Origin of the sequence: Mesorhizobium sp. M4B.F.Ca.ET.143.01.1.1 (assembly GCF_004792275.1) — a bacterium.
GTDB classification, from domain to species: Bacteria; Pseudomonadota; Alphaproteobacteria; order Rhizobiales; family Rhizobiaceae; genus Mesorhizobium; species Mesorhizobium abyssinicae.
This window is the reverse complement of record NZ_SRSR01000003.1, coordinates 528,802-541,503: the sequence shown is the minus strand read 5'-3', so window position 1 is coordinate 541,503 and position 12,702 is coordinate 528,802. Positions and strand designations below refer to the sequence as shown.

The 12,702-nt window shown below is 69.1% G+C and carries 10 protein-coding genes and 1 pseudogene; 10 read left to right on the top strand and 1 reads right to left on the bottom strand.

Translation table 11 applies throughout. The annotated features are described in order from the left end of the window. Position 1: 1 nt before the first annotated feature. The 5 genes and pseudogenes from EN786_RS09945 to EN786_RS09925 all read left to right on the top strand — a co-directional run bounded on the left by EN786_RS09945 (position 2) and on the right by EN786_RS09925 (position 7,323). A complete protein-coding gene (locus EN786_RS09945; protein ID WP_135908273.1) occupies positions 2 to 3,676 on the top strand; it encodes a cobaltochelatase subunit CobN in 3,675 nt (1,224 codons plus the stop codon). After that, positions 3,673 to 5,218, top strand: a pseudogene (gene cobG / locus EN786_RS09940) (precorrin-3B synthase). Before EN786_RS09945 ends, cobG begins: the two are co-directional and overlap by 4 nt. After that, positions 5,175 to 5,807: a precorrin-8X methylmutase gene (locus tag EN786_RS09935; RefSeq protein WP_127311919.1), complete on the top strand. Its 633-nt coding sequence runs from the start codon at positions 5,175 to 5,177 to the stop codon at positions 5,805 to 5,807. The pseudogene cobG and the gene EN786_RS09935 overlap by 44 nt, the downstream one beginning before the upstream one ends. Then, on the top strand, positions 5,804 to 6,562 hold the full coding sequence (locus tag EN786_RS09930; protein ID WP_127283355.1) for a precorrin-2 C(20)-methyltransferase: 759 nt from the start codon (positions 5,804 to 5,806) through the stop codon (positions 6,560 to 6,562). The genes EN786_RS09935 and EN786_RS09930 overlap by 4 nt, the downstream gene beginning before the upstream one ends. After that, a complete protein-coding gene (locus tag EN786_RS09925; RefSeq protein ID WP_127283356.1) occupies positions 6,559 to 7,323 on the top strand; it encodes a precorrin-3B C(17)-methyltransferase in 765 nt (254 codons plus the stop codon). Before EN786_RS09930 ends, EN786_RS09925 begins: the two co-directional genes overlap by 4 nt. Here the strand turns inward: EN786_RS09925 and EN786_RS09920 are convergent. Continuing rightward, complete coding sequence (locus EN786_RS09920; RefSeq protein WP_127283357.1) at positions 7,287 to 8,051, bottom strand: cobalt-precorrin-6A reductase; 765 nt, start codon at positions 8,049 to 8,051, stop codon at positions 7,287 to 7,289. The genes EN786_RS09925 and EN786_RS09920 overlap by 37 nt on opposite strands. 154 nt (positions 8,052 to 8,205) lie before the next feature. On the opposite strand from EN786_RS09920, the gene cbiE reads away from it, so the two are divergent. From cbiE to EN786_RS09895, 5 genes are read left to right on the top strand one after another with little or no spacing between them, the layout of a single operon-like run. Then, positions 8,206 to 9,435: a precorrin-6y C5,15-methyltransferase (decarboxylating) subunit CbiE gene (gene cbiE / locus EN786_RS09915; RefSeq protein WP_127283358.1), complete on the top strand. Its 1,230-nt coding sequence runs from the start codon at positions 8,206 to 8,208 to the stop codon at positions 9,433 to 9,435. After that, complete coding sequence (locus EN786_RS09910; RefSeq protein ID WP_127283359.1) at positions 9,432 to 9,818, top strand: cobalamin biosynthesis protein; 387 nt, start codon at positions 9,432 to 9,434, stop codon at positions 9,816 to 9,818. Before cbiE ends, EN786_RS09910 begins: the two co-directional genes overlap by 4 nt. Beyond that, entirely contained in the window at positions 9,815 to 10,579 is a 765-nt protein-coding gene (cobM, locus tag EN786_RS09905) for a precorrin-4 C(11)-methyltransferase (protein WP_127283360.1), read from the top strand. Before EN786_RS09910 ends, cobM begins: the two co-directional genes overlap by 4 nt. Beyond that, positions 10,576 to 11,391, top strand: a complete 816-nt coding sequence (cobA, locus tag EN786_RS09900; protein ID WP_127283361.1) for a uroporphyrinogen-III C-methyltransferase — start codon at positions 10,576 to 10,578, stop codon at positions 11,389 to 11,391. The genes cobM and cobA overlap by 4 nt, the downstream gene beginning before the upstream one ends. Next, positions 11,388 to 12,701, top strand: coding sequence for a cobyrinate a,c-diamide synthase (locus tag EN786_RS09895; RefSeq protein ID WP_127283362.1), 1,314 nt, complete (start codon positions 11,388 to 11,390; stop codon positions 12,699 to 12,701). The genes cobA and EN786_RS09895 overlap by 4 nt, the downstream gene beginning before the upstream one ends. Position 12,702: the final 1 nt, after the last annotated feature.

Genomic DNA, 12,702 nt, shown 5'->3' with positions numbered 1-12,702 from the left:
GATGCACATCCTCACCACCACATCCGCCTCGCTCGACGATCTCGCCGAGCCTGTCGATCTCAGGCAGATGCCTGCGGATGTCGTGGCGCTGTCCTTCACCGACAGCGATCTTTCCGGACTGGCTGCGGCGTGGAAGGCGGACGCGGAACGATTGCCCTCAATGCGGCTGGCGGCACTTCGCGATCTCCGCCATCCGATGTCGGTCGACCTCTGGATCGACAGCGTCGCCCGCCACGCCAAAGTCATCCTGGTCCGCATCCTCGGCGGCTATGACTGGTGGCGCTACGGTTGCGACCAGCTCGCCGCGGTCGCGCGCGAACGCGGCATCAAGCTGGCGCTGCTGCCCGGCGAAAGCCACGACGAGGATCTGCGGCTGATCGAGGCCTCGACCCTGCCGCGCGCCGAGCTGGACGGATTGCTCGGCTATTTCCGCGAAGGCGGGCCTGCGAATATGACAGCGCTGGTGAAGAGGCTGGCGCGGCTGGCGGGGTCGGACACGGCGGTGACCGACCCGGTCTGCGTCCCGAAGGCTGGATACTACGAGCCGGGCCGCGGCGTCGTCCCCCTCCCCCTTGAGGGGAGGGTCCGGCCGCAGGCCGGGGGTGGGGTCCTCCGCGACACGCGCCGACACCCTGAAGAACGACCGCAGGAAGAGACGTTAAGCCCAGTCGTCCCGACCCCTCCCGGCCCTGCGGGCCACCCTCCCCTCGAGGGGGAGGGAGACGGCGCGCCTGTCATCCCCATCCTCTTCTACCGCTCGATGCTGCTCGCCGCCGATGTCGCACCGATCGATGCGCTGGTCGACGCACTGCACGCGCAAGGCATCGCGCCGGTGCCGATCTTCGTTTCGAGCCTCAAGGATCAGGCGTCTCTGGCCTTTGTCGAGAACGCCCTCGCCTCACTGAACCCGGCCGCCATCGTCACCGCCACCGCATTCGCCTCCGGCGCCGAACCCGGCGCGGAAACCCTGTTCGACCGTGCCGGCGTGCCGGTCTTCCAGGTCATCGTCGCCACGACCAGACGCGAGGTCTGGGAGAAGAACCAGCGCGGCCTGGCGCCCGCCGACCTTGCCATGCATGTCGTGCTGCCGGAACTCGACGGCCGCATCCTGGCCGGCGCGATTTCGTTCAAGGGCGAGAGCGAAACCGACCCGGCGCTGGCTTTCCGCGCCTTCGCCAACCGGCCGGAGGCAGGTCGCGTCGCGCAGGTCGCCAAGCGCATCGCGGCGTTCATTCGCCTGCGGCGGACCGAGCGGGCCGAGCGCAAGCTGGCGATCCTGATACCGGATTATCCGAGCGCTGCGGGGCGAACGGGCTATGCCGTCGGCCTCGACGTGCCGTCGAGCGTGCTCGCGATGCTGCACGACCTGAAGGAACAGGGCTACGCGGTTGAGGCGATTCCGCAATCGCCGCGGGAACTGCTGGATGCGCTGGAGGTGGGTGGGCAAGGCCTCTCCGTAGAGGCCTACTTCGCCTTTTCGGCCGAACTACCGAGGCCAGCGCACGATGCAATAGAGGCCGCGTGGGGCAAGGCAGAAGGGAAAGGTTCGCGCGAGGCGCCCCCCTCTGTCCTGCCGGACATCTCCCCCACGTGGGGGGAGATTGGCAGTTCCTCCGCCGGCTTTCCCCCTGCGAAGTCGGAGATTGGCGAAATCGACGGCGCGAGCCTGATCTCCCCCCTTGTGGGGGAGATGTCCGGCAGGACGGAGGGGGGCGCGACAGAACGCGAGCCTTCGCGGCTAGCGCACGAAACCCACTTCCCCTTCCGCGCAGCGACCTTCGGTAACGTCACCGTGGCACTCGCCCCCGATCGTGGCCGCTCAGTCGACCGCCGCGCCGACTACCATGACCCCACTTTGCCCCCGCGCCACGACCTGATCGCCTTCGGCCTCTGGCTGCAAAAATCGCTCGGGGTCCACGCCCTCATCCATGTCGGCGCGCACGGCACGCTGGAATGGCTGCCGGGCAAGACGGTCGCGCTCTCCGATATCTGCTTCCCCGAGATCGTCACCGGCGCGCTGCCCGTCATCTATCCCTTCATCGTCTCCAATCCCGGCGAGGCGGCGCAAGCCAAGCGCCGCATCGCCGCCGTCACGCTCGGCCACCTGCCGCCGCCGCTGACCGGCGCCGGACTGGACGAGAACCAGCAGCGCCTCGAGCGGTTGGTCGACGAATATGCGCAGGCCGACGGGCTCGACCGCCGCCGCCGCGACCGCCTGGCCAAGCTGATCGTCGAAACCGCACGCAAGACCGGGCTTGCCTCCGAAGCCGGAGTGGCCAGGACCGACGCGCCGGACGAGGCGCTGCGCCGCATCGACGCCTGGCTCTGCGATCTCAAGGATTTCGCCGTCAAGGACGGGCTGCATGTCTATGGCCGCGCGCCGGAGGGCGAAGCGGATTCGCTGCGCACCCAAAGCGCGGAAGCGGAGAGAGCGGCCCTTCTCGCCGCGCTCGATGGCCGCCACATCAAGGCCGGACCGGCCGGCGCGCCGGCGCGCGGCCGCTCCGACGTGCTGCCGACCGGCCGCAACCTGTTCACCGCCGACCCGCGCACCATGCCGACGCCGACCGCCTATGACCTTGGCCAGGCGGCGGCGGAAGAAGTCGTGCGCAGCTACATGCAATTGCATGGCGACTGGCCGCGCTCGCTGGTCATCGACCTCTGGGGCTCGGCCTCGCTGCGCACCGGCGGCGAGGAGATCGCGCAAGGCCTGGCGCTGATGGGCTGCCGGCCGCAATGGGATGGCGCCACCGGCCGCGTCATCGGCATCGAAGTGCTGCCGCCAGCCGCCCTTGGCCGGCCGCGCGTCGACGTCACCTGGCGCATTTCCGGCCTGTTCCGCGACATGTTCCCGACCCAGATCGCACTGATCGACGCCGCCGCCACCGCCGTCGCCAGCCGCGACGAGGACGATTCCGAGAACCCGCTCGCTGCCGCAACCCGCGCCGAGGGCAAGATCGGCCCGCGCATTTTCGGCACCTCGCCCGGCACCTACGGCGCCGGCGTCGAGGATTTGCTGTCGCGCGGCGACTGGGCCGCACGCGAGGAAATCGGCCGCGCCTATCTCGACGCCACCTCGCATGCCTATGGCGGCGCCGACGGCGAGGCGACTTCCGCGCCCGGCGCCTTCGAGGGCCGCATCGCCGAGGCCGACCTGCTCGTCCACACCGGCGACGATCCCGGCCGCGACATCCTCGAAGGCTCGGCCGACGTTGCCTTCATCGGCGGGTTTTCGGCCGCCTTGGCAGCACTGGGCAAAAATGCCGATGTCATCGTGCTCGACACCACGGACCCGCAAAAGCCGAAGCCGCGCTCGGTCGGCGAAGCGGTATCTCGCGTGGTGCGGGCGCGTGCCGTCAACCCGCGCTTCATCGCCGGCCAGATGCGCCATGGCCCGCGCGGCGCCTCCGAATTCGCCGAGACCGTCGATCGCCTCGTCGGCTTCGCCGAGACCACGCATGCCATATCGGGCGCGCTGATCGAGGCGGTGCACGATGCCTATCTCGGCGACGCGCACGTTCGCGCCTTCATCCTGCGCGAGAACCCGGCTGCCGCGAAGGTGATCGCGGAACGCTTCCTCTCCGCGCGACGGCGTGGCCTGTGGCACCCCTTGCGGAACTCCATCGACGACGATCTCGCCGCGCTGATCGCCGAAGCCCAGCAGGTGGCGGCATGAACGCCTTCTCGCGCCGTGGCGCCTGCCCTGCCCTCAGCGCCCCGATGCAGACCGGCGACGGACTGCTGGTGCGGCTCAATCCGGTCGCTGGAGGACTTGCCCCGAAGTCGCTGATCGGACTCGGCGAATCCGCCTTGCGCCACGGCAACGGCATCATGGAAGTGACCGCGCGCGGCAGTTTGCAGATCCGTGGCCTGACGGCGGAAAGCGCGCGCCTGCTGGCGGCGGAGGTGGATGCGCTGGGCATTGCCGTGCGCACCGGCGTTCCGGTGGAGACCGGGCCACTGGCGGGCATAGACCCACAGGAGGTCGCCGATCCGCGCCCGCTCGCCGAGCAGATCAGAACGGCGATTGAAGAGGCCGGGCTGACAGCAAGGCTGGGGCCGAAGGTGTCGGTGGTTGTCGACGGCGGCGGGCAACTGGCGATGGACGCGGTCACGGCCGACGTAAGGCTGAAGGCGGTGCGGGCCGACGCGGCCGTGCACTGGAGTTTGTCTGTCGTCGGAGACGCGCGCAATGCAATGCCGCTGGCGACGGCCGACGAGGATGCTGCACGCGACATCACTGTGGCGGCACTCAGGATGGTCGCGGAAAAAGGCCGTGAGGCGCATACCCGCGACTTGTCGGAGCGGCAGCTTAATTCACTCGCAAGTTGGCACTCTGTCGCCCCCCTCTCTGTCCTGCCGGACATTTCCCCCTCAAGGGGGGAGATTGACCCGTCGCCGACGGTTTCGCCAATCCCCAACATTGGCAGGGCGCAGCATATATCCACCCTCGCAAGAGAAGCGCCCCCGCCGAAGCTGCCAATCTCCCCCCTTGTGGGGGAGATGTCCGGCAGGACAGAGGGGGGCGCCGTAGAGCGCCCCCTCCCGCCGATTGGCATTTTCGGCTTGAATGCCGGCCAAGCTCTCGGTATCGGCCTGCCCTACGGCAGCATGCCGGCACAATCGCTCATCGAACTTGCCACGCAAGCCGCCGGCCTCGGCACCACCGAGATCCGCCTGTCCCCCGGCCGCGCCATGCTCTTCCGTGGCCTCGCCCCATCCGCCTGCGCCTCGCTGCAAGCCACCGCCGCCGCCCTCGGCTTCGTCACCGACGCCGCCGATCCGCGAACCCGCATCGCTGCCTGCCCCGGCACACCGGCCTGCGCCTCTGGCCGCATCGCCACCCGTGCCATCGCCGAAACCATCGCGGCGCAAAACAGCGGCCTCCTCGACGCCTCGCTCAGCCTGCACGTTTCCGGCTGCGCCAAAGGCTGCGCGCACCCCGGCTTGGCCGCCCTCACACTGGTCGGCGACGAAAACGGAGCCGGACTTGTCGTTGGCGGGACGGCAAAGGCTCTTCCTGCCGGATACAGGCCGGGCTATGACGCCGCGCGCGGCATAAGCGGCATCCTTGCAGCGATCCGCGCGCAACGACATCGAGGCGAAACCGCCGCCGCTTGCCTCACAAGGCTTGGCGCGGCCGGCATCGCCGAAATCTACCGACAGGAATGAGCATGGCGGCCTACGACTACATCCACGACGGCACGGCGATCTATGAGCGCTCCTTCGCCATCATCCGCGCCGAGGCCGACCTGTCGCGCTTCTCGGAAGCCGAGGCCGATGTTGCGATCCGCATGATCCATGCCTGCGGCCAGGTCGAGGCCGCCAGCCATTTCGTCTTCTCCGGCGATTTCGTTGCCGCCGCGCGCGCCGCTTTGGCCGCCGGCGCGCCGATCTTCTGCGACGCCGAGATGGTTTCGCATGGGGTGACCCGCGCCCGCCTGCCGGCCGGCAACGAGGTGATCTGCAAGCTGCGCGATCCGCGTACGCATGAGATCGCGAAAGAAATCGGCAACACCCGCTCGGCCGCAGCAATCGACCTCTGGGGCGAGCGCATCGCCGGCTCGGTCGTCGCCATCGGCAACGCGCCAACGGCGCTCTTCTATCTGCTGGAAAAACTGCGCGACGGCGCGCCGAAGCCGAAGGCGATCATCGGCATGCCAGTCGGCTTCGTGGGGGCCGCCGAATCGAAGGACGCGCTGGCCGAGAATTCCTATGGCGTGCCCTACGCCATCGTGCGCGGCAGGCTGGGCGGCAGCGCCATGACCGCCGCAGCCCTCAACGCATTGGCGAGGCCCGGCCTGTGAACGCGATTGTAAAAGGCCGCCTCGTCGGCGTCGGCACCGGTCCCGGCGATCCCGAGCTACTGACGCTCAAGGCTGCGCGGGCATTGGCAGAGGCCGACGTCGTCGCCTATTTCGCCAAGCGCGGCAACAACAGCAATGCGCGCGCCATCGTCGAGGCCCGCTTCCGGCCGGACATGATCGAGCTGCCGCTGCTCTATCCGGTGACGACGGAGATCGACAAGGATCACGACGACTATCGCTCGCAGATCGCCGATTTCTACGAGCAGTCGGCGGAGGCGGTCGCAGAGCATCTTGCCGCCGGCAGGATGGTGGCCGTGCTGTCGGAAGGCGACCCACTGTTCTACGGCTCCTACATGCACCTGCACGTGCGTCTCGCGCATCGCTTCCCGACCGAGGTCATTCCCGGCGTCACCGCCATGTCCGGCTGCTGGTCGGCGACCGGCCTGCCTATCGTCCAGGGCGACGACGTGCTGACTGTCCTGCCAGGCACGATGAGCGAGTTCGAGCTGACGCGGCGGCTGGCCGACACCGACGCAGCGGTGATCATGAAGGTCGGCCGCAACCTGCCGAAAATCCGCCGCGCGCTGCAGGCGACCGGCAAGCTTGCCAAAGCCGTCTATGTCGAGCGCGGCACCATGCCGGGCAGCGTCTCGATGCGGCTAGCCGACAAGCCGGACGACAAGGCCCCCTATTTCGCCATCGTGCTGGTCGCCGGCTGGTCCGCCCGTCCCGGTGCTGCCGGAGCCAAGGCATGAGCGGCCGCCTTACCGTCATCGGCCTCGGCCCCGGCAACGCCGATCAGGTTACGCCGGAAGCGAGCCGCGCCGTGTCCGAGGCCAAGTTCTTCTACGGCTACAAGCCCTATGTCGACCGCCTCGAGCTGAGGCCGGACCAGACCCGCATCGCATCCGACAACCGGGAGGAGCTTGCCCGCTCCAACGAAGCGCTGGCCAAGGCCGCCGAGGGCCATGACGTCGCCGTCGTCTCCGGCGGCGACCCCGGCGTCTTCGCCATGGCAGCCGCCGTCTGCGAGGCGATCGAGGCCGGCCCGACGGAATGGCGCGCGATCGACCTTGCGGTCGTTCCCGGCGTCACCGCCATGCTTGCCGTCGCCGCCCGCATCGGCGCCCCGCTCGGCCACGACTTCTGCGCCATCTCGCTCTCCGACAATCTGAAGCCCTGGGATCTGATCGAGCTGCGCCTGCTGGCCGCCGCCGGCGCCGGCTTCGTCATCGCGCTCTACAACCCGATCAGCAAGGCGCGCCCCTGGCAGCTCGGCCGCGCCTTCGAATGCCTGAAGGCGATCCTGCCCGGCACCACCCCGGTCATCTTCGGCCGCGCCGCCGGCCGGCCGGACGAGCGTATCGACGTGCATCTGCTCGCCGATGCCGATGCGGAAAAGGCCGACATGGCCACCTGCATCATCATCGGCTCGCCGGAAACCAGGATCATTCGGCGCGGTGACAAGCCGTCGCTGGTCTACACGCCACGCTCGGCAACGGGCTCGAAAAGATGATCGACCTTGGCGGCCAGCTGATCGACGGCGTCGGCCGATGGAACGTCGGGTACGGACGGCCGACGGACCATGATCACATCGATGCCGAGCGCCCGCGCCGCGGCGATCTTGCCGTAGGTCGCCTCGCCGCCGCTGTTCTTGGACACGATGGCCTCGATCCCGTGGCTTTCGAGCAACGCGCGTTCGTCCGCTTCCGGAAACGGTCCGCGCGCCAGCAGATAGATCGCGTCGGGCACAGCCAGCTTCGGCTCGACCGGGTCGACGCTGCGAATGAGATAGTGGTGCTGGGGAGCGGCCTCGAAGGCGCCGGCCTCCTGCCTGCCGATCGCCAGGAAGACCCGGCGCGGCGCCGTGCCGAGCGCCGTTGCCGCCTCCGCCACGCTGTCGACCAGCGTCCAGCGATCGCCCGCCACGGGCTCCCAGCCGGGACGCCGCAAGGCAAGGATCGGCACGCCGGCTTGCCCGGCAGCTTCAGCGGCGTTCGCCGAGATGCGCGCCGCGTAGGGATGCGTGGCGTCGATCAGCAGGGCCGTGCCGGTTTCCTTGAGATAGGCCGCCAGCCCCTGCGCGCCGCCGAAACCGCCAACGCGCAACGGCACGCCTTGCGCGACAGGGCTTTCCGTGCGGCCGGCCAGCGACAGCGTGACCGCGAGATCGGCGCGCGCGGCGAGCTTTCCCGCCAACTGCCGGGCTTCGGTGGTTCCGCCGAGGATCAGAATATTCGTCATGAGCACCACGATGCGCAGCGCCGGCGCGGCCCCTCACCCTTACCCTCTCCCCGTAAGGACGGGGAGAGGGAGTCGCCGACGTTGCAACCAGCCCCCTTCTCCCCGTCACTATACGGGGAGAAGGTGCCGGCAGGCGGATGAGGGACGGCGCGGCATGTCAAAAAACAAGCAGCCAAAACCTCAATGGCTCACCATCGTCGGCATCGGCGAGGACGGTGTAGCGGGTCTCGGCGACGAGGCCAAGCAGCACATAGCGCAAGCCGAATTCATCTTCGGCGGCAAACGGCACCTCGCGCTCGTCGCATCCTTGGCGACGGGTGAGAGCCGTGCCTGGCCGACACCATTCGACACCGAAATGGGCGATGTCCTGGCGATGGCCGGCAAAAAAATCTGCGTGCTTGCGTCCGGCGACCCGTTTTTCCACGGCGTCGGCGTCACGCTGGCGCGCAAGGTGAAACCCGAGCAAATGCGGGTGCTGCCGGCGCCTTCATCGCTGTCGCTGGCGGCAGCCCGGCTGGGCTGGGCATTGCAGGATGTCGAGGCGATCTCGCTCCACGCCCATGCGATCGACCTGATCCGCCCCCTCCTCCACCACGGCGCGCGCATCCTTGCGCTGACATCCGACGGCGATGCGCCGGCGGCGATCGCCGGGCTGCTCGACGAACTCGGCTTCGGTCCATCGCGGTTGACCGTCCTCGAAGCGCTCGGCGGCCCCGATGAAGCGCGCCGAAGCGCACGCGCCGACAGCTTCGATCTCGAGAACATCAATCCGCTCAACGTGCTGGCGCTGGACGTTGAATCGACACCGGATGCCCGTGTCCTGCCGCTTGCGTCGGGGCTTGCCGACCACCTGTTCGAGCATGACGGCCAGATCACCAAGCGCGAGATCCGCGCCATGACGCTGTCGGCGCTGGCGCCGCGGCGCGGCGAACTGCTGTGGGACATCGGCGCCGGCTCAGGCTCGGTCGGCATCGAATGGATGCTCGCTCACCCCTCGCTGCGCGCCATCGCCGTCGAGGCCGACCAGGAGCGCGCCGCCCGCATCCGCCGTAACGCCTCGCATTGCGGCGTGCCCGGTCTTGTCGTGATCGAGGGCCCGGCGCCCAAGGCGTTCGCCAGACTGGAGGCGCCGGACGCCATCTTCATCGGCGGCGGCGGCAGCGACGCCGGCGTGCTGGAGAAAGCCATCAAGGCTTTGCGGACGGGCGGCCGCCTCGTCGCCAATGCCGTGACGCTGGAGATGGAGGGATTGCTCCTCGCCCAGCATAACAAGCACGGCGGCGATCTCATCCGCATCGCCATCTCCCGGGCCTCGCCCGTCGGCTCGATGCAAGCCTGGCGGCCGGCCATGCCGGTCACACAGTGGAGCTGGGTGAAGCCATGATGGTCGCGGGCATCGGCAGCCGGAAGGGCGTGACGGCGAGCGACGTGCGCGCCGCCGTCGAGACTGCGCTCGAAGCGCATGGATTGGCAATGACGGCGCTTTCGGCCCTGGCGACCGGTGAAATCAAACGCGACGAGGAAGCGATCTTCCTCGCCGGCAGCGACCTCGCTTTGCCTGTGATCGTCGTCTCGAACGATGCCATGCGAGCCGTATCGTCCGGCGTGCTCAGCCACTCCATTCTCTCGCAGTCGAAGGCCGGCACGCCGTCGGTTTCGGAGGCCTCCGCGCTCGCCGCTGCCGGCAAGGGCGCGAAACTGCTCGGGCCGCGCACGGTGCTCGGTCCTGTCACCTGCGCCATCGCGCTCGGCGGAGATGCCGCATGACCGTTCATTTCATCGGCGCCGGACCGGGCGCGGCCGACCTCATCACTCTGCGCGGCAGCCGGCTGCTGGCCTCCTGCCCTGTGTGCCTCTATGCCGGCTCCATTGTTGCGCCCGAACTGCTCGAACATTGCGCGCCGGGGACAAAGCTGATCGACACCGCGCCGATGTCGCTCGACGAGATCGAGGCCGAATATGTCGCCGCCCACAGGGCCGGCGACGATGTCGCACGCCTGCATTCCGGCGACCTTTCGGTGTGGAGCGCGGTGGCCGAGCAGATCAGGCGTCTGGAGAAGCACGGCATCCCCTACACGCTGACGCCGGGCGTGCCCTCCTTTGCGGCAGCGGCTGCCGCGCTGCGGCGCGAGCTCACCATTCCCGAACTGGCGCAGAGCCTGGTGCTCACGCGCGTCTCAGGCCGCGCCTCGAAGATGCCGCCGGGTGAAACGCTGGCCGGCTTCGGCCGCACCGGCGCCACGCTCGCCATCCACCTCGCCATCCACGCCATCGACCGCATCGTTGCCGAACTGACACCGCACTACGGCTCCGAATGTCCGGTCGCGGTCGTCTTTCGCGCTTCCTGGCCGGACGAGCGCGTGCTGACCGGCACGCTCGGCACCATCGAGGCGCAGCTGGCGGAAAACCCGATGGAACGCACGGCGATCATCTTTGTCGGCAGCGCGCTCGCGGTTCAGGATTTCGGCGAAAGCTCACTTTACGACGCCCACTACCAGCGGCGTTTTCGCGGACGGGACGGATTGTGAACGGCAGCACCAACAGAAACGGACGGGCCACGGTGGAGCAGGCGCTGGCGCGGCTGAACTTCAAGCCGCGTGCGCTGGAGCCCGGCCATGTCTGGCTGGCCGGCGCCGGCCCCGGCGATCCCGGCTGCCTGACGCTCGAAGTGCTGGCCGCGCTCGGGCAATGCGACGCGCTCGTCTACGACGCGCTGGTCTCGCCCGATATCGTCGCGGTCGCCGAAAGCGCCGAGCTCTTCTATGCCGGCAAACGCGGCGGCCAGCCGTCGATGAAGCAGGACGACATCACCGCTTTGCTGGTGCGGCTGGCCCGCGAGGGACGCCGCGTCGTCCGTCTCAAGGGCGGCGACCCCTACATCTTTGGACGCGGCGGCGAAGAGGCTTTGGCGCTGGCGCGGGAGGCTATTCCTTTCCGCGTGCTGTCCGGCCTGACCTCCGGGCTGAGCGCACTCGCCGCCACCGGCATCCCCGCCACCATGCGCGGCATCAACAAGGCGGTCATCCTGGCCACAGGCCACGCCGCCGGCACCGAGGACGATCTCGACTGGGCGGCGATCGCCCGCACCGGCCAGCCGGTCGTCATCTATATGGGCATGGCCAACCTGCCGCGGATCGCGGCTTCGCTGCTGGAGGGCGGCCTGGCGCCGTCGACGCCGGCGGCGGTGATCGTTTCCGCGACGACGCCGCAGGAGCGCATCGTCGTCGCCACGCTCGCCACCATCGCCGAGGAAGCCGCAGCCGCCGGGCTCGCCCCGCCGGCGCTGATCGTCGTCGGCGGCATCGTCGCCATGCGCGCGGCACTGGCGGGCGAACCATGACGGCGCGCGCCATCATCATCGGCGCGCCGCGCTCCGGTTCGGGCAAGACCAGCGTCACCATCGGCATCCTGCGCGCGCTCGCCCGGCGCGGCCTGAAGGTGCGCGGCGCCAAGTCCGGGCCTGACTACATCGACCCGGGCTTCCACACCGCCGCCACCGGCCTCTCCGGCGTCAACCTCGACAGCTGGGCAATGCCGCCTTCCCTGCTCAATGCGCTGGCCAGGCAAGCGGCCGACGATGCCGACTTCGTCGTCCTCGAAAGCGCCATGGGCCTGTTCGACGGCATTCCCGCCCCAGAAGGCCGCACGGGTTCGGCCGCCGACCTTGCGCGGCTCTACGGCCTGCCGGTGCTGCTCGTGCTCGACGTATCGGGCCAATCGACAACTGCTGCCGCCGTTGCCAAGGGTTTTGCAACCTACGACCCGGACGTGCGCATGGCCGGCGTCGTCCTTAACCGGCTCGGCAGTGAGCGCCACCGGCGGCTGTCCGGCGATGCCATCGAGGCGATCGGCCTGCCGGTCGTCGGCGCCATCCTGCGCGATCCCACGCTCAACCTGCCTGAGCGCCATCTCGGCCTCGTCCAGGCCGGCGAATACCAGAACCTGATGGCGCATCTCGACCGGCTGGCCGATATGGCCGAGAAGTCGCTCGATCTCGACGCCATCATGGCGCTGGCCACGCCGCTGGTGCCCGCGGCTGGCGATTTCGGCGACGCGCTGCCGCCACCTGGACAGCGCATTGCGCTGGCGGAGGACGCCGCCTTCACCTTCGTCTACCCGCACGTCGCCGCGCACTGGCACAAGGCCGGCGCCGAGATCGTTACCTTCTCGCCGCTCGCCGACGAAGCACCCCACGACAGCTGCGATGTCTGCTGGCTGCCCGGCGGCTATCCCGAGCTTCATGCCGGCAGGCTGGCCGCCGCCACCAACTTCCGGGCCGCAATGGCGCGCTTCGCCGCGACCAAGCCGATCCACGGCGAGTGCGGTGGCTTCATGGTGCTGGGCGAGACTCTTGAGGACGCGGCAGGCGACACGCATCCGATGCTTGGCCTGCTCGGCCATTCGACCAGCTTCGCCAAGCGCAAGATGAACCTCGGCTACCGCGAGGCGCGGCTGCGCGCCGCTTGCCCGCTCGGAGCCGAGGGCACGCTGATCCGCGGCCATGAATTCCACTATGCGCAGATGACGGCCACCGGCAACGACGAGCCGCTGGCCGACCTTGCCGACGGCCAGGGCAATCCGCTCGGCGCCTCCGGCTACCGGCGCGGCCATGTCAGCGGGACGTTCTTCCATGCCATTGCGAGGGGCTAGG

Excerpts from the sequence above, each read along its gene's own strand:
- EN786_RS09945 (WP_135908273.1), top strand. The coding sequence starts at position 2 with ATGCACATCCTCACCACCACATCCGCCTCGCTCGACGATCTCGCCGAG.
- EN786_RS09935 (WP_127311919.1), top strand. The coding sequence starts at position 5,175 with ATGGCGGCCTACGACTACATCCACGACGGCACGGCGATCTATGAGCGC.
- EN786_RS09925 (WP_127283356.1), top strand. The coding sequence starts at position 6,559 with ATGAGCGGCCGCCTTACCGTCATCGGCCTCGGCCCCGGCAACGCCGAT.
- EN786_RS09920 (WP_127283357.1), bottom strand. The coding sequence starts at position 8,051 with ATGACGAATATTCTGATCCTCGGCGGAACCACCGAAGCCCGGCAGTTG.
- cbiE (WP_127283358.1), top strand. The coding sequence starts at position 8,206 with ATGTCAAAAAACAAGCAGCCAAAACCTCAATGGCTCACCATCGTCGGC.
- EN786_RS09910 (WP_127283359.1), top strand. The coding sequence starts at position 9,432 with ATGATGGTCGCGGGCATCGGCAGCCGGAAGGGCGTGACGGCGAGCGAC.
- cobM (WP_127283360.1), top strand. The coding sequence starts at position 9,815 with ATGACCGTTCATTTCATCGGCGCCGGACCGGGCGCGGCCGACCTCATC.
- EN786_RS09895 (WP_127283362.1), top strand. The coding sequence starts at position 11,388 with ATGACGGCGCGCGCCATCATCATCGGCGCGCCGCGCTCCGGTTCGGGC.